At 68.7% G+C, this 23,982-nt stretch carries 15 protein-coding genes, 2 tRNA genes and 2 pseudogenes; 16 read left to right on the top strand and 3 right to left on the bottom strand.

Annotated features, from left to right (window positions below):
• The first annotated feature begins 36 nt into the window (after positions 1-36).
• The 9 genes from nuoN to pnp all read left to right on the top strand — a co-directional run bounded on the left by nuoN (position 37) and on the right by pnp (position 11,312).
• The gene (gene nuoN / locus RAB70_RS16995) at positions 37-1,512 is read left to right on the top strand and encodes an NADH-quinone oxidoreductase subunit NuoN (RefSeq protein WP_026143462.1); all 1,476 of its coding nucleotides are present in this window, start codon (positions 37-39) and stop codon (positions 1,510-1,512) included.
• A gap of 207 nt (positions 1,513-1,719) precedes the next feature.
• Positions 1,720-1,796: transfer RNA gene (locus RAB70_RS16990), tRNA-Met, on the top strand.
• Between the two features lie 207 nt (positions 1,797-2,003).
• Positions 2,004-2,609, top strand: coding sequence for a ribosome maturation factor RimP (gene rimP, locus RAB70_RS16985; RefSeq protein WP_017912006.1), 606 nt, complete (start codon positions 2,004-2,006; stop codon positions 2,607-2,609).
• Positions 2,606-4,117, top strand: a complete 1,512-nt coding sequence (gene nusA / locus RAB70_RS16980) for a transcription termination factor NusA (protein ID WP_017908136.1) — start codon at positions 2,606-2,608, stop codon at positions 4,115-4,117. The genes rimP and nusA overlap by 4 nt, the downstream gene beginning before the upstream one ends.
• A 95-nt stretch (positions 4,118-4,212) precedes the next feature.
• Entirely contained in the window at positions 4,213-6,921 is a 2,709-nt protein-coding gene (gene infB, locus RAB70_RS16975) for a translation initiation factor IF-2 (protein WP_148828926.1), read from the top strand.
• A gap of 113 nt (positions 6,922-7,034) precedes the next feature.
• Entirely contained in the window at positions 7,035-7,448 is a 414-nt protein-coding gene (gene rbfA, locus RAB70_RS16970; RefSeq protein WP_148828927.1) for a 30S ribosome-binding factor RbfA, read from the top strand.
• 200 nt (positions 7,449-7,648) lie between these two features.
• Entirely contained in the window at positions 7,649-8,575 is a 927-nt protein-coding gene (gene truB / locus RAB70_RS16965) for a tRNA pseudouridine(55) synthase TruB (RefSeq protein WP_148828928.1), read from the top strand.
• Positions 8,576-8,778: 203 nt separating this feature from the next.
• On the top strand, positions 8,779-9,039 hold the full coding sequence (gene rpsO, locus RAB70_RS16960) for a 30S ribosomal protein S15 (protein ID WP_003467392.1): 261 nt from the start codon (positions 8,779-8,781) through the stop codon (positions 9,037-9,039).
• 164 nt (positions 9,040-9,203) lie between these two features.
• Positions 9,204-11,312, top strand: coding sequence for a polyribonucleotide nucleotidyltransferase (gene pnp / locus RAB70_RS16955; protein ID WP_148828929.1), 2,109 nt, complete (start codon positions 9,204-9,206; stop codon positions 11,310-11,312).
• A 359-nt stretch (positions 11,313-11,671) separates the two neighbouring features.
• Here pnp and RAB70_RS16950 read toward each other — a convergent pair whose 3' ends face one another.
• Both RAB70_RS16950 and RAB70_RS16945 read right to left on the bottom strand, forming a co-directional pair.
• Positions 11,672-13,018, bottom strand: a complete 1,347-nt coding sequence (locus RAB70_RS16950) for an EAL domain-containing protein (protein ID WP_148828930.1) — start codon at positions 13,016-13,018, stop codon at positions 11,672-11,674.
• Positions 13,019-13,126: 108 nt separating this feature from the next.
• Positions 13,127-13,447 (bottom strand): DUF3175 domain-containing protein, encoded by a 321-nt coding sequence (locus RAB70_RS16945; RefSeq protein WP_017907565.1) that lies wholly within the window; start codon positions 13,445-13,447, stop codon positions 13,127-13,129.
• A 544-nt stretch (positions 13,448-13,991) separates the two neighbouring features.
• On the opposite strand from RAB70_RS16945, the gene RAB70_RS16940 reads away from it, so the two are divergent.
• From RAB70_RS16940 to RAB70_RS16920, 6 genes and pseudogenes are all read left to right on the top strand, one after another.
• A complete protein-coding gene (locus RAB70_RS16940) occupies positions 13,992-18,335 on the top strand; it encodes a DEAD/DEAH box helicase (protein WP_148828931.1) in 4,344 nt (1,447 codons plus the stop codon).
• A 441-nt stretch (positions 18,336-18,776) separates the two neighbouring features.
• Positions 18,777-20,444, top strand: a complete 1,668-nt coding sequence (locus RAB70_RS16935) for a methyl-accepting chemotaxis protein (RefSeq protein WP_148828932.1) — start codon at positions 18,777-18,779, stop codon at positions 20,442-20,444.
• A gap of 81 nt (positions 20,445-20,525) precedes the next feature.
• Positions 20,526-21,008, top strand: a pseudogene (locus RAB70_RS21350) (CHASE3 domain-containing protein); the annotation flags it as partial.
• Positions 21,009-21,302: 294 nt separating this feature from the next.
• Positions 21,303-22,208, top strand: a pseudogene (locus RAB70_RS21345) (methyl-accepting chemotaxis protein); the annotation flags it as partial.
• 11 nt (positions 22,209-22,219) lie between these two features.
• Positions 22,220-22,741, top strand: coding sequence for a chemotaxis protein CheW (locus tag RAB70_RS16925; RefSeq protein WP_017907720.1), 522 nt, complete (start codon positions 22,220-22,222; stop codon positions 22,739-22,741).
• An 84-nt stretch (positions 22,742-22,825) separates the two neighbouring features.
• Complete coding sequence (locus tag RAB70_RS16920; protein ID WP_017913346.1) at positions 22,826-23,008, top strand: hypothetical protein; 183 nt, start codon at positions 22,826-22,828, stop codon at positions 23,006-23,008.
• A gap of 193 nt (positions 23,009-23,201) precedes the next feature.
• Here RAB70_RS16920 and RAB70_RS16915 read toward each other — a convergent pair.
• Positions 23,202-23,277, bottom strand: a tRNA-Ala gene (locus RAB70_RS16915).
• A gap of 232 nt (positions 23,278-23,509) precedes the next feature.
• Here RAB70_RS16915 and RAB70_RS16910 point away from each other — a divergent pair.
• On the top strand, positions 23,510-23,914 hold the full coding sequence (locus RAB70_RS16910; RefSeq protein ID WP_010344215.1) for an H-NS family nucleoid-associated regulatory protein: 405 nt from the start codon (positions 23,510-23,512) through the stop codon (positions 23,912-23,914).
• Positions 23,915-23,982 lie beyond the last annotated feature (68 nt).

Here is a 23,982-nt window from a genome sequence, read left to right as displayed (position 1 = left end):
GCGGCCGTCGAGCGTATTGATTCCAGAGATTTGATGATGACCACCCCTGCGCTGCTGCCTCTGACCACCGTCGACCTGCCGCCCCTGCTGCCCGAGCTGGTGCTGACCGCCGGTGCCTTCTTCCTGCTGATGCTCGATCTGTTCATCAGCGAGCGCAACAAGGCCTGGACCCACATCGTCTCGGTGGCGATCCTGGTCGCGGTGTTCGCGATGCTGCTGGCCGGCGTGGGCGGGCAGGGCGAGGTGTTCAACGGCATGTTCGTGCGCGATGCCGCCGCCGACGTGATGAAGACGGTGATCGTGGGCCTCAGCGCGCTGACCCTGATCTACGGCTGGAGCTACCTGCGCGAGCGCAAGCTGTACCAGGGCGAGATTCCGGTGCTGGTGCTGTTCGCCACGGTCGGCATGATGATCCTGGTCTCGGCCGGCAGCCTGCTGATGGTCTACCTGGGCCTGGAACTGCTGGCGCTGTGCTCCTACGCGCTGGTCGCCTCCAACCGCGACAACGGCATGGCCACCGAAGCGGCGATGAAGTACATCGTGCTCGGTTCGCTGGCCTCGGGCCTGCTGCTGTACGGCATGTCGCTGATCTACGGCGCCACCGGCACGCTGAGCCTGAGCGGCATCCACGAGGCGATCGGCAACGGCCGCGAGCACATGCTGCTGCTGACCGGCACGGTGTTCATGATCGCCGGCGTTGCCTTCAAGCTGGGCGCGGCGCCGTTCCACATGTGGTTGCCGGACGTCTACCAGGGCGCCCCGGCGCCGATCGCGCTGTTCATCAGCTCGGCGTCCAAGCTGGCCGCGTTCGGCATGGCCTACCGCCTGCTGGAAGTGGGCGTGGGCCCGCTGGCGGCGCAATGGCACTGGGTGATCGGCGGCCTGGCGGCGCTGTCGCTGGTGGTCGGCAACCTGATGGCGGTGGCGCAGAGCAATCTCAAGCGCATGCTGGCGTATTCCACGGTCTCGCACATCGGCTTCCTGCTGCTGGGCGTGGCCGGCGGCGGCGAGCGCGGCTATGCGGCGGCACTGTTCTACGCGATCTGCTATGCGGTGATGTCCACCGCCTCGTTCGGCGCGATCATCGCGTTGTCGCGCAAGGGCTTCGAGGCCGAGAACATCGACGACTTCAAGGGCCTGAACGCGCGCAACCCGTGGATGGCGCTGCTGGTGCTGTGCATCATGGCCTCGCTGGCCGGCGTGCCGCCGTTCCTGGGCTTCTGGGCCAAGCTGGCGGTGCTGGGCGCGGTCGTCGCGGTGCCCGACCAGAACCTGTGGTGGACCGGCCTGGCGGTGCTGTCGGTGCTGTGCGCGGTGATCGGCGCGTTCTACTACCTGCGCGTGATCAAGGTGATGTATTTCGACGAGCCGGTCGGCACGCCGCTGCCGGCCAACGACGACCGCGTGCTGGGCGTGGCGCTGGGCGTCAACGCGCTGGGCCTGCTGGCCTTCGGCCTGGCCTGGAGCCCGCTGATGGCGTGGTGCCAGCGCGCCTTCGCGCACCTGGCCTGATCGCGAAAGGGCGGTTTTCCCGCTGTTTTCCGCCAACGCCGCCGCAAGGCGGCGTTGGCGTTTTTGCATTCGGCGATGCGATTGTTGTTTCGTTTTCCATCGTTTGCGGTTATCATGGCGTCCTTCGAACGGCAGCGTCGCTACCGCATCGAGATGAAAATCAGGGCTTGCAATCGACGCACTGATTCTTCATAATTCCGCTTCTGCTGCGGGGTGGAGCAGTCTGGCAGCTCGTCGGGCTCATAACCCGAAGGTCGCAGGTTCAAATCCTGCCCCCGCTACCATCTTTGTCTGCAGCGGCAACCAGTGCATCGGTTGTCTGCGGCAGGGAAGTTTGGGCTTCGCGATGACGCATGTTCCCGTCGTCGCAACCGGAATCCAGCGTGACCGGAGTTTTACCGGACAAGGGGCCCAGAGGGCCCTTTGTCGTATCCGGGGTCCGGGAAATGCACGCAATCGACTTTTCAACCTTTTCAGATGCAAGGCAGGCTGTGAGCGACAAGGCAAACGAAATCGCGACTCTGCTGGGCCCGACCGTGGACGCGTTGGGCCTGGAACTGCTGGGCGCGGAATACCTGCCGGCCCCCGGCGGCGCCACGCTGCGCCTGTACATCGACGTGCCGCTGGCCGAGCAGCCCGAGCGCATCGTCAACATCGACGATTGCGAGCGGGTCAGCCGCGAGGTGTCGGCGCAACTGGACGTGGAAGACCCGATCAGCGGCAACTACACGCTGGAAGTGTCCTCGCCGGGCGTGGACCGGCCGTTGTTCAGCGCCGAACAGTTTTCCCGCCATGTGGGCGAATCGGCCAAGGTGGTGCTGAAGTTGCCGCAGCAGGGCCGTCGGCGCCTGCAGGGGCGCATCGTGCAGGCCGACGCCGCTGCCGGCCGCATCACCTTCGAGGTCGACGGCGCCGAACTGGCGGTGGACTTCGACAACATCGACAAGGCGCGGATCATGCCCGACTGGGCGGCGCTGGGTCTGGCGCCGACCAAGCCGGGCAAGGGCCCGAAGCCGGCCGGCAAGAACGCAAAATCCAATAAGAAACCATCCAACGAACCGGCGGCCGACGAGGCTGCGCGCGGAGCGAAAGAATGAGCAAGGAACTGTTGCTGGTAGTCGACGCGGTGGCCAACGAAAAGGGCGTGCCGCGCGAAGTGATCTTCGATGCGATCGAGGCCGCATTGGCGTCGGCGGCGAAGAAGCGCTACCCCGACCAGGACGTGCTGACGCGCGTCACCATCGACCACAAGGACGGCACCTACGAAACCTTCCGGCGTTGGGAAGTGGTGGCCGACGATGTGGTGATGGAATCGCCCGACCGGCAGATCCGCCTGATGGACGCGGTCGACGAGGCCGAGGGCGTGGACGTCGGCGACTACATCGAAGAGCAGATCGAGAATCCGGACTTCGGCCGCATCGCCGCGCAGGCCGCCAAGCAGGTGATCGTGCAGCGCGTACGCGAGGCCGAGCGCCAGCAGGTGGTGGACGCGTGGAAGGATCGCGTCGGCGAGCTGGTCACCGGCGTGGTCAAGCGCGCCGAGCGCGGCAACATCTACGTGGACCTGGGCGGCAACGCCGAGGCCTTCATCCCCAAGGACAAGGGCATCCCGCGCGACGTGCTGCGCGCCGGCGACCGCGTGCGCGGCTACCTGGCCGAAGTGCGTTCGGAGCCGCGTGGCCCGCAGCTGTTCATCAGCCGCGCCGCGCCGGAATTCATGATCGAGTTGTTCAAGCTGGAAGTGCCGGAAGTGGGCCAGGGCCTGGTCGAGATCAAGGCCTGCGCGCGCGATCCGGGCGACCGCGCCAAGATCGCGGTGCTGGCGCACGACACCCGCACCGACCCGATCGGCGCCTGCATCGGCATGCGCGGTTCGCGCGTGCAGGCGGTGTCCAACGAACTCAACGGCGAGCGCGTGGACATCGTGCTGTGGAACGACAACCCGGCCAACTTCGTCATCAACGCGATGGCGCCGGCCGAGGTGCAGTCGATCATCGTCGATGAAGAAAAGCACTCGATGGACCTGGCGGTGGCGGAAGACCGCCTGGCCCAGGCGATCGGCAAGGGCGGCCAGAACGTGCGCCTGGCCAGCCGCCTGACCGGCTGGCAGCTCAACGTGATGACCGCCGAGCAGGTCGCGGCCAAGTCCGAGGCCGAGCAGGCCGTGGCCCGCCAGCTGTTCATGGACAAGCTGGAAGTGGATGAGGAGATCGCCGCGATCCTGGTCGCCGAGGGCTTCAACTCGGTCGAGGAAATCGCCTACGTGCCGGTCGGCGAGCTGCTGGCGGTGGAAGGCTTCGACGAGGACATCGTCGAGGAACTGCGCGCCCGTGCCCGCGACGCGCTGCTCAACGAGGCGCTGGCCGCCGAGGAGAGCGACGACGACGGTGTGCCGGCGGCGGACCTGCTGTCGCTGCCGGGCATGGACGAAGCCACCGCCTACGCGCTGGCCGGCCATGGCGTACGTACCAGCGAGGACCTGTCGGATCTGGCTGCCGACGAAATCCTCGAGTTCGGCATCGAGGACCTGGACAAGGACCGCGCCGCGGCCCTGATCCTGGCCGCCCGCGCCGAGGAGATCGCCCGCCTGGAGCGCGGCGAATGAGTCAGCGATGAATGCCGCCCTGACCCGATCAGGGCTTAGAATCCGCGCTACCTTCGCACGCGGCGAGGGGGCGCCAACCAGATCATAGGATCCGAATGTCGCAGCAAACCACCATCCGCAAGCTGGCCGAACTGGTGAACACGCCGGTCGAGAAACTGCTGGTTCAACTGGCCGACGCCGGGATGAAGTTCAGCGGTCCCGACCAGGTCGTCACCAGCACCGAAAAGATGAAGCTGCTGGGCTTCCTGCGCCGTACCCACGGCAAGACCGACAAGCCGGTCGAGGAAGAGGCCCAGGCCGCGCCGAAGAAGATCACCCTGAACCGGCGCAAGCTGCAGGAAGTGACGGTCAGCGCCGGGCGCAGCAAGACCACGGTCAACGTCGAGGTCCGGCAGAAGCGCACCTACGTGAAGTCGGCCGAGGACTTGGCCGCCGAGCGTGCGGCGCCGTCCGCGGGCGGACGGGTGGACGACGAGCGCGCCGAGATCCTGCGCAAGCTGGAGGAATCCAAGCAGCGCAATCTGGCCGAACAGCAGAAGCTCGCCGAGCAGGATCGCGCGCGCGCCGAGGAAATCGAGCGCAAGCGCAAGGCCGAGCAGGAAGCGCGCGAGCGTGCCGAGGCCGAGCAGCGCGCGGCCCAGGCCGCGCTGGACGCCGAGTCGGCACCGCCGGCTGCGGCGCCGTCCGCGCCTGCCGCCGACCGCAACGCCGCCGCCGCGCCGCGTCCGCCGCGTCCGCCGATGGCGCCGCGTCCGGCCGGTGCCGCGCATCCGGCCAAGCCGGCCGCGCCGCGCAGCGACGACCGCAACAATGCCGCCAACAAGCACAAGACCCGCGGCTCGCACGTGATGGTCGCCGGGGTCGAGGACGACGACAGCACCAGCCGCTTCGCCGGCCAGTTGCACCTGTCCGCGGCCGACCGCGCGCGCCGTTCCAACGTGCGCGGCAAGCCGCGCGGCGGCAGCCACAGCGGCGGCCGTCGCCAGGCCGAACCGTCGCGCAGCGGCGGCGGCGCGCACGGCTTCGAGCGTCCGACCGCGCCGGTGGTGCGCGAAGTGGCGATCGGCGACACCATCACCGTGGCCGACCTGGCGCAGAAGCTCGCGCTGAAGGGCGGCGACGTGGTGAAGGCGCTGTTCAAGATGGGCGTGATGGCCACCATCACCCAGACCATCGACCACGACACCGCGGCGCTGGTCACCGAAGAACTCGGCCACAAGCCGGTGCGTGCGGGCAGTGCCGACGCCGAGGACGCGCTGCTGGCGCACACCGAGGACGCGCAGGGCGAGAAGCTGCCGCGGCCGCCGGTGGTCACCATCATGGGCCACGTCGACCACGGCAAGACCTCGCTGCTGGACTACATCCGCCGCACCAAGGTCGCCTCGGGCGAAGCCGGCGGCATCACCCAGCACATCGGTGCCTACCACGTCGAGACCGACCGTGGTGTCATCAGCTTCCTGGACACCCCGGGCCATGCAGCGTTCACCTCGATGCGCGCGCGCGGCGCCAAGCTCACCGACATCGTGGTGCTGGTGGTCGCGGCCGACGACGGCGTGATGCCGCAGACGGTCGAGGCGGTCAAGCATGCGAAGGCGGCCGGCGTGCCGCTGATCGTGGCGGTCAACAAGATCGACAAGTCCGGTGCCGATCCGCTGCGGGTCAAGAACGAGCTGCTGGCGCAGGACGTGGTCGCCGAAGAATTCGGTGGCGACACCCAGTTCGTCGAACTCTCGGCCAAGACCGGCCAGGGCATCGACGTGCTGCTGGACGCGATCTCGCTGCAGGCCGAAGTGCTGGAACTGCGGGCGGTGGCCGAAGGCCGCGCCAGCGGCGTTGTGATCGAGTCCTCGCTGGACAAGGGTCGCGGCCCGGTGGCGACGGTGCTGGTGCAGCAGGGCGCGCTGAAGAAGGGCGATTACCTGGTGTGCGGCATCCAGTACGGCCGCGTGCGTGCGCTGTTCGACGAGACCGGCAAGCAGCCCGATTCGGCGGGTCCGTCGATTCCGGTGCAGGTGCTGGGCCTGTCCGGCGTGCCGGATGCCGGCGACGACTTCGTGGTCGTCGACGACGAGCGCCTGGCCAAGGACGTGGCGCAGCAGCGCGAGACCAAGCGCCGCGAGTCGCGCCTGGTGTCCTCGGCGGGCAGCCGCATGGAAGACATCATGTCGCAGCTCGGCAAGGGCGAAGGCCAGCTGTCGCTGAACCTGGTGATCAAGGCCGACGTGCAGGGTTCGGTGGAAGCGCTGAAGCAATCGCTGACCGCGCTGTCCAACGAGCAGATCCGCATCAACGTGATCCACTCCGGCGTGGGCGGCATCACCGAGTCCGATGCGAATTCGGCCCTGGCCTCCAAGGCCACGGTGATCGGCTTCAACGTGCGTGCCGACGCCTCGGCGCGGCGCATCATCGAGACCAACGGCATCGACCTGCGTTACTTCTCGATCATCTACGACGTGATCGACCAGGTGAAGCAGGTGGCGTCCGGCCTGCTGGGCGTGGAGATCCGCGAAGAGATCATCGGTATCGCCCAGGTGCGCGACGTGTTCCGCAGCTCCAAGTTCGGCGCCGTCGCCGGCTGCATGGTCGTGGAGGGCGTGGTCAAGCGCAACAAGCCGATCCGCGTGCTGCGCGACAACACCGTGGTGTTCGAGGGCGAGCTGGAATCGCTGCGTCGCTTCAAGGAGAACGTCGACGAAGTGCGCAACGGCACCGAGTGCGGTATCGGCGTGAAGGCCTACAACGACGTCAAGGCCGGCGACCAGATCGAGTGCTTCGAGCGCATCGAAGTGCAGCGTACGCTGTAAGAGCTGGGATTCGGGAATCGGGAGTGGGGAATGGGAAGAGCGGGGCGCTGCAGGTGCGTCGCTCGTCCCAGACCCTTCCCGATTTCTTTATTCCGAACAGAGAGATTTTCGCTATGCCCACCAAATCCTTTCACCGTACCGATCGTGTGTCCGCGCAGATCCGGCGCGACCTCGGCACGATCGTGCATGCGGCCGTGCGCGATCACGGCCTGCCGTCGGTCAGCGTGTCCGACGTCGAGGTCACCCGCGATCTGGCCCATGCCAAGGTGTTCGTCACCGCGCTGATGCAGGAACGCTCGGCCGAGGCGGTCAAGGGCCTGAAGGAACTGGCGCCGCAGCTGCGCAGCGAGCTGGCGCGGGCGATGAAGCTGCGCCACGTGCCCGAACTGCATTTCCACTACGACGATTCGGTCGATCGCGGCGAGCGCATCGACAATCTGCTGCGCGACATGCCGGAATTGCAGCAGGCGCAGGACGACGACGGCCATGCCGCCGACGACGCCGACACGGCGCCGCGCAAGGACTGAGTCCGCTGCCGACGCCGTGGCGTCGGCGTCCAGTGTTTGAGTGCGGGCGCCCAACGCGAGCGCCCGTTTCGCAGTCGCGATCGCGGCGCTCTTTCATCCGTCTGGCGTCACGCTGTTCCATGCGTGCCGTTCGCCCGCGCCATGCCGGGGTCGGATCCGCCAATCCCGAATCCCCAATCCCGAATCCCCGCCCAACCCCCATGCCCGTCTTCGGCCCGCGCCTGCCTCGTATCGTCTTCCGTCGCCTCGACGGCATCGTGCTGCTCGACAAGCCGATCGGCATGAGTTCCAACGCGGCGCTGCAGGCGGCGCGGCGGCTGTTCCGTGCGGAGAAGGGCGGTCACACCGGCAGCCTGGATCCGCTCGCCACCGGCCTGCTGCCGCTGTGCTTCGGCGAGGCGACCAAGCTGGCCGGGCTGCTGCTCGGCTCGGCCAAGGCCTACGAAGCGGAGGTCGTGCTCGGCGTCACCACCGACAGCGACGATGCCGAGGGCGCGGTGCTGCGGACCCGACCGGTGCCGCCGCTGGACGCAGCGACCCTGGAGGCGGCGCTGGCGCCGTTGCGAGGGCGCATCCGCCAGCGTGCGCCGATCTACTCGGCGCTCAAGCAGGGCGGCGAGCCGCTGTACGTCAAGGCGCGCCGCGGCGAGGCGATCGAAGCGCCGGAGCGCGAGGTCGAGGTGCATGCGATCGACGTGCTCGCCCACGCCGGCGACCGCCTGCGTCTGCACGTGGCCTGCGGATCCGGCACCTACATCCGCAGCCTGGCCCGCGACTTGGGCGAGGCGCTGGGCTGCGGCGCGCATATCGCCGCGTTGCGGCGGCTGTGGGTGGAGCCGTTCCGGACGCCGCAGATGGTCACCCTGGAGCACCTGCAGCACCTGGCCGCGCAGGATCCGGCGGCATTGGACGCGCTGGTGCTGCCGCTGGCCGCCGGGCTGGCCGATTTCCCGCCGCTGCGCCTGGAACATGCTGCGGCGCAGCGCTTCCGCATGGGCCAGCGCCTGCGCGATCCAGCCTGGGCGCCCGGCCTGGCCGCGGTGTTCGACGCCGACGGCGTCCCGCTGGGCCTGGGCCAGGTCGATGCGAGCGGGCTGCTGGCGCCGCAGCGCATGTTCAATCCGTGACCGCGCAGCGGTCGCGCCGGGTGTTACCTGACTGTCGTTCAGTCATGACGCGGTCTTAACGCCTTGTTCCTCTGGGCCGAGGCCGGTACAATTTCGCGGCCTTTCCGGCACGCTGCGCTCCGGCGCAATCCTTCGCAATCGGCGAGCCAGGCGGTGCGTCCTCTGCACGTTCCTGCCGGCCCCGCATCTCAGAGAAAAATCCCATGTCCATCGACACCCAGAAAGTCATCGAAGAAAACAAGCGCGGCGCTGCCGACACCGGTTCGCCGGAAGTCCAGGTCGCCCTGCTGACCGCCCGCATCGAACTGCTGACCGGCCACTTCAAGACCCACAAGAAGGATCACCACAGCCGCCGCGGCCTGCTGCAGATGGTCAACCGCCGCCGCAGCCTGCTCGACTATCTGAAGAAGAAGGATGGCGAGCGCTACAAGGCGCTGATCGAGAAGCTCGGCCTGCGTCGCTGAGTCAACGAACCCCACCGCGGCGCAGCGATGCGCCGCGGTTTTGTTTTGGGTAGTACCGTGGCCCGGGGATCGCTCCGCGCCACCGGCCGGATCCTCCCGGCCACCCGCCAGCGGCATGGGCCGTCAGCGGTCCATTTGCAGACAGCATCATCCAAGGAAACCCCGTGGCAAAAATCACCAAAACCTTCCAGTACGGCAAGCACACCGTCACCCTCGAAACCGGCGAGATCGCCCGCCAGGCCGGCGGTGCCGTCATCGTCAAGATGGACGACACCGTACTGCTGGTCACCGCCGTCGCCGCCAAGAGCGCGCGCGAAGGTCAGGACTTCTTCCCGCTGACGGTCGACTATCAGGAGAAGTTCTACGCCGGCGGCCGCATCCCCGGCGGCTTCTTCAAGCGCGAGGGCCGTGCGACCGAGAAGGAGACGCTGATTTCGCGTCTGATCGACCGTCCGATCCGTCCGCTGTTCCCGGAGGATTACAAGAACGAAGTGCAGATCATCGCCACGGTGATGTCGATGAACCCGGACATCGACGGCGACATCGCCGCGCTGATCGGCGCCTCGGCCGCCCTGTCGCTGGCCGGCACCCCGTTCAAGGGCCCGATCGGCGCCGCCAAGGTCGGCTACAAGAACGGCGAATACATCCTCAACCCGACCGTGTCGGATCTGAAGGAGTCGCAGCTGGAGCTGGTCGTCGCCGGTACCGCCAACGCGGTGCTGATGGTCGAGTCCGAAGCCGCGCTGCTGTCGGAAGAAGTGATGCTGGGCGCGGTCACCTTCGGCCACCGCGAGATGCAGAAGGTCATCAACGCGATCAACGAGCTGACCGTCGAAGCCGGCACCAAGCCGTCCGACTGGGTCGCCCCGGCCAAGAACGAGGCCATGATCGCCGCGCTGAAGGAAGCCGTCGGCGAGCAGCTGGCCGCCGCGTTCCAGGTGCGCGACAAGCTGCAGCGCCGCGATGCGATCTCGGCGATCAAGAAGGACGTGCTGGCGCAGCTGGCGCCGCGCGCCACCGCCGAGAACTGGGTCGCTGCCGACCTGGCCAAGGAATTCGGCGAGCTGGAATACCAGACCATGCGCGGTTCGGTGCTGAGCACCAAGGTGCGCATCGACGGCCGTGCGCTGGACACCGTGCGCCCGATCAGCGTGCAGGCCGGCGTGCTGCCGCGTACCCACGGCTCGGCGCTGTTCACCCGCGGCGAGACCCAGGCGATCGTGGTCACCACGCTGGGCACCGCCCGCGACGGCCAGGTGATCGACGCGGTCTCCGGCGAGTACAAGGAAAACTTCCTGTTCCATTACAACTTCCCCCCGTACTCGGTGGGCGAGTGCGGCCGCTTCGGCGCGCCCAAGCGTCGCGAAATCGGCCACGGCCGCCTCGCCAAGCGCGGCGTGCTGGCGGTGATGCCGACCATGGAAGAGTTCCCGTACACCATCCGCGTGGTCTCGGAAATCACCGAATCCAACGGTTCCTCGTCGATGGCTTCGGTCTGCGGTTCGTCGCTGGCGCTGATGGACGCCGGCGTGCCGGTGAAGGCGCCGGTGGCCGGTATCGCCATGGGCCTGGTGAAGGAAGGCAACGACTTCGTGGTGCTGTCGGACATCCTGGGCGATGAAGATCACCTGGGCGACATGGACTTCAAGGTCGCCGGTACCGCCGACGGCGTGTCCGCGCTGCAGATGGACATCAAGATCGAAGGCATCACCGAAGAGATCATGAAGCAGGCCCTGGCCCAGGCGAAGGCCGGCCGTCTGCACATCCTCGGCGAGATGTCCAAGGCGCTGACCACCCCGCGTGCGGAGCTGAGCGACTACGCGCCGCGCCTGCTGACGATCAAGATCCACCCGGACAAGATCCGCGAAGTGATCGGCAAGGGCGGTTCGACCATCCAGGCGATCACCAAGGAAACCGGCACCCAGATCGACATCCAGGACGACGGCACCATCGTCATCGCCTCGGTCAACGCGATCGCCGCGCAGGCGGCCAAGTCGCGCATCGAGCAGATCACCTCGGACGTCGAGCCGGGCCGCATCTACGAAGGCAAGGTCGCCAAGATCATGGACTTCGGCGCGTTCGTGACCATCCTGCCGGGCAAGGACGGCCTGGTGCACGTCTCGCAGATCTCCAGCGAGCGCGTGGAAAAGGTCGGCGACAAGCTGAAGGAAGGCGACGTGGTCAAGGTCAAGGTGCTGGAAGTCGACAAGCAGGGCCGCATCCGCCTGTCGATGAAGGCCGTGGAAGAAGGCGAGGGCGCGTCGGCCGAATAAGCCGCACGCTGCCAGCGTCGTTCCAGGAAAAAGCGGGCTTCGGCCCGCTTTTTTCTTGCCTGGCGTTTGCCCAGGCGCGACGCGGCGTCAACGGTGACGTCCTGTCGCGGCTGGCGCCGCTCCTGCACAGGATGACGGAGCATTTGGCCCGCGACTTGGCCGAGGCTAGCGATCGCTGGAGAGCATCTGCAGATGCGCTGACAGCGGCCCGGGGTCGGCGAGGGTGGGGGGCGCGCGTCCGTAGCGCACGCTTTCGCAGGAGCGGCTTCAGCCGCGACCAGGCCGGCATGGCGATCTTGGGAATGCCTGGGGGGATGATCCCGAACCGGGGACCAGCGCCGCGCCTGCGGTGGGCGTTCTCAGCCGCTGCTGTCGTCTTCGATCGCCGGATAGCGTGCCAGATGCGCCGACAGCGGTCCGGGGTGGGCGAGCTGGTAGCCCTGGCCGTAGCGCGCGCCCAGCGCCTGCAGCGTCGCCAGTTCGCTCTCGGTCTCGATGCCTTCGACGACCACGTCGGCATTGGTTTCCGCGGCGAAGGAGAGGATGGCCATCGCCAGCCGCTGCCGGCGCGGTTCGGCGTCGATGCCGCGGGTCAGGGTCAGGTCCAGTTTGATGATGTCCGGCGCCAGGTGCAGCAGATGGCGCAGGCTGGCGAAACCGGTACCGGCGTCGTCCAGGGCGATGCGCAGGCCCTGTCGCTGCAGCAGGCCGATGTGCTCGGACAGGCGTGGATAGTCCGGCGCCTGCAATTGTTCGGTGATTTCCAGCACGATCCGCGACAGGTCGTGGCCGTGCAGCAGCGCCTGCAGTTGCGGATGTAGCAGCGTCGGTGCGGACACGTTGATCGCCAGATACAGCGGCGCCGGCAACTGCGCCAGCAGCTCCAGCGCCTTGCGCGCGGCGGCCAGCTCCAGATCCAGGCCCAGCCCGACCCGGCTGGCATCGTCGAACCAGCGCAGCGGCGGCAGCGCAGGATTGGCCGGAAAGCGCGACAGTGCCTCCACCCCGACGATGCGTTGCGATGCCAGCGCCAGCACTGGCTGGGTCACGATCTGCAGGCGCGTCTCGGCGATGGTTTCGCGGATGCGGGTGGCGATCGCCGCCTTCTCGCGAAATGCGTGTTTCTCCATATCCTGGCGGCGCGCGATGTCGGTCTGCAGTGCGGCGCGGTCCATCGCCAGCGCCAGCGTCGCGCCGACCAGGGTCGCCAGCAATTCCAGCGTGCGCACGTCCTGTGCGCTGTAGGCGTTGGGGTGCGGCGCGAGGACCTTGAGCACGCCGATGCTGCGGTCGCCGTAGCGCAGCGGCACCACCAGCATCGAGCGCAAACCGATGCGCCGGCAGGCCGCGCGGTCCACGCGCGGATCGACTTCCGAATCGTCGCAGCGCAAGACCTCGCCGGTCCGCATGCACAGCCCCGACAGGCTGCCGTTGCTGGGCAGGCGCAGGCCGAGGTGGCGCTCGGCGACGCCGCTGGCCGACCAGTACAGCATGTCCTTGCCGTCGCACATCTCCACTACGGCGCCATTGGAGCGGGTCAGCTCCTGCGCGCGGCGGGTGACCACGTCGACCACCTGCAGCGGATCGCCGCCGGCCGCGGCGATTTCGCCCTGCGCCAGGATGATGCGCGACAGCAGCGCCGCGTCGTCCTGGGTCGCGGCGGCGGCGTGCTGGATGAGGTCCGAAATGTCGGATGCCTTGGCCATGTCCGCATCATGTGGCAGTGCGTCGGAGGACGGCAATCGCGCGGCGCGCGCTTCGCCCAGGCAGCGTGCGGAACTGATCGCTCCATCACGCTGCGCGCGTGTGCGTGCTCAGTCGCCAGCGCCACCCTTGCGCGGCTTGCCGTACAGGCTGCGCAACTCGTCCTTGGCCTGCTCCAGGATCTGGCGGCGCTGCGCCGGCAACTGGTCGCCGGCGCGATTGATGTAGAAGGTCAGCATCGACATGGCCGAGCGATACGGACCGGTGCGGCGGCGGGCGTGCAGGTCGGCCGACTGCTTGAGCGCGCGTGCGATCGCGGCCGGATCGTTGCCTTCGAACACGTTCGGCGCGACGCCGAGCGACTGTTGCGCGTCGCTGCCGCGGCGCTGGTTGAGGTCGGTGCTGGAGAGTGACGGGCTGCTCTGTGCCATTGGTGATGCTCCTTGGCGATGGCGGTGGAGAGGTACAACGCATGCGCAGTCCCACAGTGCAGGACCCGATGGCGGATGCCGCCGCCATCGCTGCCGCGCGCCGCGAGGCGACGGCAGTTCGACGTCGAAGGGAGACGGAGGCGGACGCGGCGCGAACGCGCGCCGCCGCGATCGCGTGTGCGGGTCGTGGAGCGTCCCGCGCGCGTGATGGGCGATGCCGTTGTTCGCTGGTGTTGCCGTGCCGCATTCCGTTCCCAGAAGCGAAGCTTGTGCGTGATGCGCAAACGCTAGGCCGGGATACGTGACGCCGTCGACAACATAACCGCGCTACGCGGAGCGAGTGGTAGACATTATGTCGTTCGATGAACGCTTAATGGAAAACCCCCTAAAAACAGGGGTCGCGCGAGGTTGCGCTTGATTGCCTGGATAACGTCACCATTTTCATTGCCGAGAAAATGGCGCAAGACATCCAGCTGGACAATCCGCACAGTCGGCATCGTCGGCGCGCCCCAGGTTGGTTGCGACGCTGACACCAGGAGATCGCATGTCGTTGGCGCAGGCGCGCTTCCATCCCGCCGTTGCACGCTGGTTCGAGCAACGTTTCGCGGCGCCCACGCCGGCGCAGGCGGCCGCGTGGCCGGCGATCCAGGCCGGACGGCATACGCTGGTCGCCGCGCCGACCGGCTCGGGCAAGACCCTGACGGCATTTTTGGCTGCGCTGGATGCGCTGGTCCGCGAAGGCCTGCGTGAAGGCGGCCTGCAGGACCGTACCCAGGTGTTGTACGTGTCGCCACTGAAAGCGCTTTCAAACGACATCCAGCTCAATCTCGAGGCGCCGCTGCAGGGCATTCGCGCCGAACTGGCGGCGCTGGGTTTGCCGGATGTGTCCATTCGCACCGCGGTACGCACCGGCGACACCCCACAGCGCGAGCGCGCGCAGGCGCGGCGGCGCCCGCCGCATGTGCTGGTGACCACGCCGGAGTCGCTGTACGTGCTGCTCGGCTCGGTGTCCGGGCGCGAGACGCTGCGCCATGTGCGCACGGTGATCGTCGACGAGATCCATGCGCTGGCGGCGAACAAGCGCGGCAGCCATCTGGCGCTGTCGCTGCAGCGCCTGCAGCAGCTGTGCGAGGTGCCGCCGCTGCGCATCGGCCTGTCGGCGACGCAGAAGCCGATCGAGGCGGTCGCGCGTTTCCTGGTCGGCAGCGCCGCGGTGCACGACGGCGTTGCCGACTGCGCCATCGTCGACATCGGCTATGCGCGTGCCTGCGACCTGGCGCTGGAGGTGCCGCCGACGCCGCTCAGCGTGACCATGTCCGCCGACCAGTGGCAGCAGGCGTATACGCGCCTGGCCGAGTTGGTGCGCGCGCACCGCACCACCCTGGTGTTCGTCAACACCCGGCGCATGGCCGAGCGCACCGCGCGGCACCTGGGCGAACTGCTCGGCACGCAGGCGGTGGCGGCGCATCACGGCAGCCTGGCGCGCGAGACCCGGCTGCTCGCCGAGCGTCGGCTCAAGGCCGGCGAGCTGCAGGTGCTGGTGGCCACCGCCTCGCTGGAACTGGGCCTGGACATCGGCGACGTCGACCTGGTCTGCCAGCTCGGCTCGCCGCGTTCGATCGCCGCGTTCCTGCAGCGCGCCGGCCGCTCCGGGCACGCGGTGGGCGGCACGCCGAAGGCGCGCTTGTTTCCGCAGTCGCGCGACGACCTGGTCGAGTGCGCGGCCTTGCTGGATTGCGTGCGCCGCGGCGAACTGGATGCGCTGCGCATGCTCGATGCGCCGCTGGACGTGCTCGCCCAGCAGCTCGTCGCCGAGGTGGCCTGCCAGGAGTGGGAGGAAGACGCGCTGTACGCGCTGGTGCGTGGCGCCTGGCCGTATGCGGCGTTGCCGCGCGCGCAGTTCGACGCGGTGCTGCGCATGCTCAGCGAAGGCTTCAGCACGCGGCTGGGGCCGCGCGCCGGCTACCTGCATCGCGATGCGGTGCATCGCCGCGTGCGCCAGCGCCGCGGTGCGCGGATGGCGGCGCTCACCTCCGGCGGCACCATCCCCGAGACCGGCGACTACAGCGTGGTGCTGGAGCCGCAGGCGCAGACCATCGGCACGGTCAACGAGGATTTCGCGGTGGAGAGCCTGGGCGGCGACGTGTTCCAGCTCGGCAACGCCAGCTACCGCATCCTGCGCGTGGAAGCGGGGCGGGTGCGGGTGGAGGACGCGCGCGGCGCACCGCCCAACATCCCGTTCTGGATCGGTGAGGCGCCCGGGCGCAGCGATGCGTTGTCGCTGGGCGTGTCGCGGCTGCGGGCCGAAGTCGCGCAGGCGCTGGAGCAGGGCGGCGCGGCGCAGGCGCTGCAGTGGCTGTGCGGCCCGCTGGCACTGGACGCCGCCGCCGCGCAGCAGATCGTCGATTATCTGGGCCGCGCGCATGCGGCGCTGGGCGCCTTGCCGACCCAGCAATGCATCGTGCTGGAACGCTTCTTCGATGCCACCGGCGGCACCCAACTGGTGATCCACAGCGTCTATGGCAGCCGCATCAACCGCGCCTGGGGCCTGGCCCTGCGCAAGCGCTTCTGCCGTACCTTCAATTTCGAGTTGCAGGCGGCCGCGACCGAGGACGCGATCGTGCTGTCGCTGTCGACCCGGCACAGCTTCGCCCTGGACGAGGTGGCGCGCTATCTGCGCGCCGCGTCTGCGCTGGACGTGCTGGTACAGGCGCTGCTGGACGCGCCGCTGTTCGGCGTGCGCTGGCGCTGGAACGCCACCAACGCGCTGGCGCTGCCGCGCTTCACCGGCGGGCGCAAGGTCGCGCCGCAACTGCAGCGGATGAAGTCCGAGGATCTGCTGGCCACGGTGTTTCCCGACCAGGTGGCCTGTGCGGAGAACCTGGTCGGCGAGCGCGAGATTCCCGAGCACCCGCTGGTGGCGCAGACCCTGCGCGACTGCCTGGACGAGGCGATGGACAGCGATGGCTGGCTGCAGCTGCTGCGCGGCATCGAGGCCGGCGAGGTGCGCGTGCTGGCGCGCGAACTGACCGCGCCCTCGCCGCTGGCGGCCGAGGCGCTCGACGCGCGGCCCTATGCCTTCCTCGACGACGCGCCGCTGGAAGAGCGGCGGACCCAGGCGGTGCACAGTCGCCGCTACCAGGATCCGCACAGCGCCGACGAGCTCGGCCAGTTGGACCCGCAGGCGATCGCCGCGGTGCGCGAGGAGGCCTGGCCGCAGCCGCGCAGCCGCGACGAGATGCACGAGGCGCTGCTCACGCTCGGGGTGGTGAGCGTGGACGAGGCCGCCGCGCAGCCGCAGTGGCGGCAGTGGTTGGATGAACTGGCTGCCGACGCGCGCGCAACCTGCCTGCACGGCGTCGACGGCGCCGCGGCGGCGTTGTGGGTGACGGCCGAAGCGCAGGCGGCGGTGGCGCCGCTGTACCCGCAGGCCAGCGCGCGGCCGGCCATCGCCAGTCCCGAGGGCTACGCGGTGGCCGACTGGGACCGCGAGAGCGCGCTGCGCGAGTTGCTGCGCTGCCGGCTGGCAGGCCTGGGGCCGGTCACTGCGGCCACGCTGGCCGCGCCGCTGCACCTGCCGCTGCGCGAGGTGCAGGCCGGGCTGCTCGCGCTGCAGCAGGACGGCTATGTGCTCGGTGGTCGGTTCAGTGCCGACGCCGATGCCGAGGAGTGGTGCGAGCGGCACCTGCTGGCACGCATCCACCGCTACACCCTTGGCCGCCTGCGCCGCGAGATCGAGCCGGTGGCGCCGCGCGACTACGCGCGCTTCCTGTTCCGTTGGCAGCATCTGGACGCACAGGGCCAGGTGGAGGGCGCCGGAGCGCTGGCCGCGGTACTGGCGCAACTGGAGGGCGTGGAGGCCGCGGCGCCGCTGTGGGAGGCGGAACTGTTGCCGGCGCGGGTGCGCGACTACCGCCCGGCCTGGCTGGACGAGGCCTGCAGTGCCGGCCGCACGCTGTGGACGCGGTTGCGCCCCGGCGCCGGCGGCGCCGCGCCGACGCTGCGCAGCACGCCGATCCTGCTGCTGCCGCGGCGCAGCGCCGGGCAGTGGTCGCGGCTGTCGCCAGCGCCGGAGGCCGATGCGCTCGGCTCGCGCGCGCACAAGGTCGCCGACCATCTCGCGGCGCATGGCGCCTCGTTCTTCGACGAGATCGCCGCGGCCACCCGCCTGCTCTCCACCGAACTGGAGGTGGCGCTGGCCGAGCTGGTCGCCGCCGGTCGGGTCCATTGCGACAGCTACGCCGGCCTGCGCGCCTTGCTGGTGCCGGCATCGAAGCGCCCGTCGGCGCTGTCGCGGCGGCGGCCGCGCATGGCGCTGTACGGCGGCATCCAGGATGCCGGGCGCTGGGCGCTGTTGCGGGCCGGCGCCGAGGCCGACGACCCGGCCGCGCGCAGCGAGGCGGTCGAGCACGTCGCGCTGACGCTGCTGCGCCGCTACGGCGTGGTCTGCTGGCGCCTGCTCGAGCGCGAGGCGGCATGGCTGCCGCCGTGGCGCGAGCTGTTGCGGGTCTACCAGCGCCTGGAGGCGCGTGGCGAGATCCGCGGCGGGCGCTTCATCGATGGCCTGTCCGGCGAACAGTTCGCCCTGCCGGAGGCGATCGGTCTGCTGCGGCAACTGCGCCGCCAGCCTGGCGACGGCACCTGGGTGTGCGTGGCCGCCGCCGATCCGGCCAATCTGCTCGGCAGCGTGCTCCCGGGCACGCGGCTGCCACGCGTGGCGGGCGCGCGCGTGCTGTACCGCGACGGCGTGCCGATGGCGAGCTGGGTCGGCGAGCGTTTCGAGGCGCTGCAGGAGCTCGATGCCGAGGAACGCGTGCGCGCGCAGCGCTTGTTGCGCGGAGCCACCGCGGCGGAACGACGCACGGTCGCGGCGCTGCCGATGGTGTGAAGACGCGGCGCCATGCATGCGCTCGCGCACTGCGAGGGCGGGCATATCGGCGCCGCTTTCACATTCTGTCTACAAATTAGAGGGGTTGGTATCCCACTTCGCCTTCGGTGCAAAACCGGGGTCATCTGCCGTTGCAGAACAACTGCGGCATCCGCGCCGCAGATGGCCAGGCGCCTTCTTCACACGCGTCGAGTGCTGCGCCGCAATGCCCGTTGCGCATTCATGCAACGTCGCCGCAGCGCTTGCGCTATGCGGAATTCCGCAGTTTTCACGCGATTTAAAGGCGCTGTCGATGACGCCGATAGCCCTCACGCACAGACGTTGCGGCGCAGCGTCCTCGCTCTCCTCAGAGCGAGTGTGTCCACTCCGCGAGGCGTTGCGGAAGACGGCTGGAGGCGCTCACTTGCGCAACCGGACGCACACAAAGAATCGGGGTACACCATGTTGGGCAATATGAAAATCGGAGTCAGGCTGACGGCGGCGTTCCTGATCGTGGCGGCGATCGGCGCGTGCATCGGCTGGGTCGGCATCCGCAACTCGGGCCGGATCAACGACTACGCCACGGTGCTGTACGAGCGCGAGCTGCTCGGCCTGTCGCACCTGAAAGAGGCCAACATCAATCTGATCAACGCCGGCCGGTCGCGCGCCAACCTGCAGTTGGCCAGTACGGCGGAGGATCGCGCCAAGCACATCGCCAGTCTCGACAAGTACACCGCCAAGGTGGTCGAGCACATGGACAAGGCCAGGACCTCGTTCGACGACCCGGCCACGCTGGCCAAGCTGGCCCGCTTCGACCAGGTGTGGAAGACCTACCTGGAGCGGCGCGGCCAGTTCGTCGACTCGGTGATGCGCGAGCCGCTGCCGCAGGGCAATGCGCAGCTGGCGGACCTGTCGAAGGGCGTGCGCAGCAGCTCCGACGAACTGGATGCGCTGATGTCCGAACTCAGCGAAACCAAGGAAGCCAACGCGGCGCGTGCCAACGACGCCACCGACGCGATCTATGCCAGCAGCACCCGCACCATGCTGGCCATCGTGATCGGCGGCGTGTTGCTCGGGGTCGGCCTGGGCTGCTGCATCAGCCGCAGCGTGACCCGGCCGATCGACAAGGCGGTCAAGGTGGCCAATGCGCTGTCCGAGGGCGACCTGAGCATGCAGATCGAGGTCCGCGGCAGGGACGAGACCGGGCAATTGCTGCTGGCGATGCAGCGCATGGTCGAGAAGTTGCAGCAGGTGGTCGGCGAGGTCAACGCCAGTGCGCAGAGCCTGGCGGGTGCGTCGGAAGAAGTCAGCGCCACTGCGCAATCCTTGAGCCAGGCTTCCACCGAGCAGGCCGCCGGTGTGGAAGAGACCAGCGCCTCGCTGGAGCAGATGACTGCCTCGATCGCGCAGAACACCGACAACGCCAGGATCACCGACGGCATGGCCGCGCAGGCGGCGCGGGAAACCCTGGAGGGCGGCGAGGCGGTAGTGGCCACGGTGGCGGCGATGAAGCAGATCGCGCAGAAGATCGGGATCATCGACGACATCGCCTACCAGACCAACCTGCTGGCGCTGAACGCGGCGATCGAGGCCGCGCGCGCCGGCGAGCACGGCAAGGGCTTTGCGGTGGTCGCCGCCGAAGTGCGCAAGCTGGCCGAGCGCAGCCAGGTGGCGGCGCAGGAGATCGGCGAGGTCGCCGGCTCCAGCGTGGAACTGGCGGAGAAGGCCGGTCATCTGCTGGAGACCATCGTGCCCAGCATCAAGAAGACCTCGGACCTGGTGCAGGAGATCGCTGCCGCCTCGCAGGAACAATCGTCCGGCGTCGCCCAGATCAATGCGGCGGTGGTGCAGCTGAGTCAGATCACCCAGCAGAACGCGACCGCCTCCGAAGAGCTGGCGGCCACCGCCGAATCGATGAGCACGCAGGCCGTGCAGTTGCAGGACAGCATGGCGTTCTTCCAGTTGTCCGCCGGCACGCGCCGCGCCACGCACGCGCTGGACGACGGCGAGGCGGTGGCGCCGCTGCGTGCGGCTGGCTCGCGCTGGGCGCCGCGTGCGCCATCCGTCGCCGCGCGCCGTTCCGTTGCAGGCAATCGCGACCGCAGCGAAGCGCTGCTGGGCCGCGCCTGATCCATTCCCTGGCGGCGCCTGCCGCGCCGCCAGTTCCGTGTCGCTGTCGTTGTCACAACTGCCCATTGTCGGGAGAGTGCCGTGCTGAAGAATCTCAAAATCGCAACCAAGCTCTACGGCGGCTTCGCCGTGGTCCTGTGCATCCTGCTGGCCCTGGCCGGCGTGGCCTACTTCAACGTGTCCGCGTTGTCGCAGGCCAATTACTGGAACACCCACACCTACAAGGTGATCGCCGAAGTCGATGCCGCGCTCAGCAGCCTGATCAACATCGAGACCGGCACGCGCGGCTTCTCGCTGACCGGCGAGGACGCGTTCCTGCAGCCCTACCGCGACGGCGTCGCCAGCTTCGAAAGCCACCTGCGCACGGCGCAGGAGCTGACCGCCGACAACCCCAAGCAGCAGGAGCGCCTGAACGCGCTGAAGCAGACCCAGGCGCAATGGCTCAGCCAGGCGGTGCATCCGCAGATCGCGCTGCGCAAGAACGTCAACGATGGCCAGGCGACGATGGAGGCGCTGACCGCTGCGGTGCGTGCTTCCAAGGGCAAGGCCTACATGGACGCGATGCGCGATCGCATGGCCGAAGTGCGTCGCGCCGAGAGCGAGTTGCTCGCTGCGCGCGCCACCGAGGCCGAGCAGTTGCAGCAGCGCACCAACCTGACCCTGATCGTCGGCAGCCTGGTCGCGGCGCTGTGTGCCTCGTTGATCGGTTTCCTGATCGCGCGGTCGCTGATGAGCGAACTTGGCGGCGAGCCGAGCACGGTGATGGAAGTGGCCTCGCGGATCGCGCGCGGCGATCTCACCGTGCAGGTGCCGACCCGCGCCAACGACAGCACCAGCGCGATGGTGGCGCTGCAGGCGATGGTCGAGCGACTGGCGGAGGTGGTGGGCGAGGTCAATGCCAGCGCGCAGTCGCTGGCCGGTTCCTCCGAGGAAGTCAGCGCCACCGCGCAGTCGCTGAGCCAGGCTGCCACCGAGCAGGCCGCCGGCGTGGAGGAGACCAGCGCCTCGCTGGAGCAGATGACCGCGTCCATCGCGCAGAACACCGACAACGCCAAGGTCACCGAGGGCATGTCGGCGCAGGCGGCCAAGGAAGCGGTGGAGGGCGGCGACGCGGTGCTGGCGTCCACCCAGGCGATGAAGCAGATCGCGCAGAAGATCGGGATCATCGACGACATCGCCTACCAGACCAACCTGCTGGCGCTGAACGCGGCGATCGAGGCCGCGCGCGCCGGCGAGCACGGCAAGGGCTTTGCGGTGGTCGCCGCCGAAGTGCGCAAGCTGGCCGAGCGCAGCCAGGTGGCGGCGCAGGAGATCGGCGAGGTCGCCGCCAGCAGCGTGGGCCTGGCCGATCGCGCCGGCAGCCTGCTCGGCACCATCGTGCCCAGCATCAAGAAGACCTCGGATCTGGTGCAGGAAATCGCCTCGGCCTCGCAGGAGCAGTCCTCCGGCGTCACCCAGATCAACCTGGCGGTGTCCCAGCTCAGCCAGACCACACAGCAGAATGCGGCGGCCTCCGAGCAACTGGCGGCCACCGCCGAACAGATGAGCACCCAGGCCGAATCGCTGCAGCAGGCGATGGGATTCTTCCGCCTCAGCCGCGAACAGGACCTGGCCGCGCCGCGCCGTGCCGCGCCGGTGGCGCCGAGGCCGGCCGCCACCCGGCCGCTGCGCAACGCCGGCAAGGCCCTGCGCCCGCGTGCGCGCCCGGTGCCGGCCTACGCGCTGGCGGATGCGCCGGACGAAGGCCAGTTCGTCAACTTCTGAAGGGGAAGAACATGCACAACGATCGCTACGAGAGCGCGGCCGAGCACGCGCCGCAGGGTGGCTGGCAGTTCCTGACCTTTCAGCTGGACCGCGAACTGTTCGGGCTCAACATCGCCGGCATCCACGAGATCATCGAGTACCGTCCGCCCACCCCGGTGCCGACCATGCCGGCCTGCGTGCGCGGGGTGATCAACCTGCGCGGCGCGGTGGTGCCGGTGGTGGACCTGCAGTCGCGGCTCGGCCGCGGGCCCAGCGAGGTCACCCGGCGCAGTTGCATCGTCATCGCCAGCGCCGCCACCGACGAGGGCGGCGGCGCGCAGTCCTTCGGCCTGCTGGTGGATGCGGTCAACGAGGTGCTGGAACTGCCGCCGCAGCAGATCGAGGCGCCGCCGGCCTTCGGCAGCGATATCCGCCGCGACCTGCTGCAGGGCATGGGCAAGCTGGAGGATCGGCTGGTGATCCTGCTGGACCGCGCGCGGCTGCTGCGCAGCGACGACATCGCCGAGGCCGGCGCACCGGCGCTGGCGGCGTGACGTCAGGTAGGCCGTGATCCATGCATCACGGCGGCCTCGCTAGGGTGGCGGCGAACGGGCATCCGCCCCAGCGAGGTGCAGACCATGGCAAACGACGAGACCACCCAGTCCGGCAAGCAGCAGGGCATCCACGAGGGCCGGCAGGACCGTGCCCAGGACGACACCGCCAAGCAGCGGCCGGGCCTGGAAGATCAGAAGCTGCGCGAGGCGCACGAGCGTGGCCCGCGTTCCGGCCAGGATGAGCCGGGGCAGGACGGGCACGACTGAGCGATGCGGCGGGAAGGAGCGGAGTGCATCCCGCTTCCCGTTCCGTCAGGACGACGGCCAAGGACTGCCTGACGCGCCAGCGGACGGCGCCCCCCGCGCGATCGAGCGCGGCCAATCCCAAGATCGGCCAACAAAAAAGGCCAGAGAGCCTGGTGGCTGTCTGACCTCGTTTGCACCGTCGAAGACGGCAAGATGGTGGAGCGGAAGGGGATCGAACCCTCGACCTTCGCATTGCGAACGCGACGCTCTCCCAGCTGAGCTACCGCCCCACATCAGACGCGTAGTGTAACTGGGCACGGGGCCGCGTGCCAAGGGGGCAGTGCAACATCGGCGGCGCCGGGGCAGGGGACCGGTCGGGCCGGAAAACGTGTTCGCCTTTTGTCTACAGCGCGCGCATGGAGTCGATATACTCGACGGCCGAAATCCCCCGCGGTGATTTCGTTCCGGACGAAATATACCGTCCGCCTCATACCTTTTTACCTAAAGACAGGTCTTTTACACATGACGGAAGTTCGCAACTTGCAACAGATCGCCGAAGCCAAGGCCAAGCTGCAGGAAGAAATGCGCAAGCTGGAAGAGCAGGAGCGGCAGGCGCGCGAGGGCGAAACCAATGCGGCGCACGCCAACGTGCTGTCGCTGCTGGAGCAGTTCGCCGAGTTCTTCAGCGCCAAGCAGCGCAACGAGATCGCCGCCTACGTGACCAGCGCGGCGCCCAAGCCGGCCAGCAGCAAGTCCGCCGGCGGCCGCAGCGAGGTCAAGCCGAAGTACCAGTTGCCGCACACCGGCGAAACCTGGTCCGGCCGCGGTCGCACGCCGAAGGCGTTCGCCGCCTGGGAAGGCACCGCCGCCTACAACGAATGGAAGGCGCGCCACCCGGATCTGAAGTTCCCGCTCTTCAAGTACTGAGCGAACGAAAAAGGCCAGGAATTCCTGGCCTTTTTTTATGCCCGATCGTTGACCCGATCGCGCTGCGC

It is taken from the genome of Xanthomonas sontii, assembly GCF_040529055.1.
In the GTDB taxonomy this organism is placed as follows: domain Bacteria; phylum Pseudomonadota; class Gammaproteobacteria; order Xanthomonadales; family Xanthomonadaceae; genus Xanthomonas_A; species Xanthomonas_A sontii.
The sequence above is the reverse complement of the archived record's forward strand: the minus strand, read 5'-3'. Positions and strand labels throughout refer to the sequence as shown.

What these genes read in the sequence shown, in the direction of transcription:
- nuoN (WP_026143462.1), top strand. Translation starts at nt 37, where the DNA reads ATGACCACCCCTGCGCTGCTGCCTCTGACCACCGTCGACCTGCCGCCC.
- nusA (WP_017908136.1), top strand. Translation starts at nt 2,606, where the DNA reads ATGAGCAAGGAACTGTTGCTGGTAGTCGACGCGGTGGCCAACGAAAAG.
- infB (WP_148828926.1), top strand. Translation starts at nt 4,213, where the DNA reads ATGTCGCAGCAAACCACCATCCGCAAGCTGGCCGAACTGGTGAACACG.
- rbfA (WP_148828927.1), top strand. Translation starts at nt 7,035, where the DNA reads ATGCCCACCAAATCCTTTCACCGTACCGATCGTGTGTCCGCGCAGATC.
- truB (WP_148828928.1), top strand. Translation starts at nt 7,649, where the DNA reads ATGCCCGTCTTCGGCCCGCGCCTGCCTCGTATCGTCTTCCGTCGCCTC.
- rpsO (WP_003467392.1), top strand. Translation starts at nt 8,779, where the DNA reads ATGTCCATCGACACCCAGAAAGTCATCGAAGAAAACAAGCGCGGCGCT.
- RAB70_RS16950 (WP_148828930.1), bottom strand. Translation starts at nt 13,018, where the DNA reads ATGGCCAAGGCATCCGACATTTCGGACCTCATCCAGCACGCCGCCGCC.
- RAB70_RS16945 (WP_017907565.1), bottom strand. Translation starts at nt 13,447, where the DNA reads ATGGCACAGAGCAGCCCGTCACTCTCCAGCACCGACCTCAACCAGCGC.
- RAB70_RS16940 (WP_148828931.1), top strand. Translation starts at nt 13,992, where the DNA reads ATGTCGTTGGCGCAGGCGCGCTTCCATCCCGCCGTTGCACGCTGGTTC.
- RAB70_RS16935 (WP_148828932.1), top strand. Translation starts at nt 18,777, where the DNA reads ATGTTGGGCAATATGAAAATCGGAGTCAGGCTGACGGCGGCGTTCCTG.
- RAB70_RS16925 (WP_017907720.1), top strand. Translation starts at nt 22,220, where the DNA reads ATGCACAACGATCGCTACGAGAGCGCGGCCGAGCACGCGCCGCAGGGT.
- RAB70_RS16920 (WP_017913346.1), top strand. Translation starts at nt 22,826, where the DNA reads ATGGCAAACGACGAGACCACCCAGTCCGGCAAGCAGCAGGGCATCCAC.
- RAB70_RS16910 (WP_010344215.1), top strand. Translation starts at nt 23,510, where the DNA reads ATGACGGAAGTTCGCAACTTGCAACAGATCGCCGAAGCCAAGGCCAAG.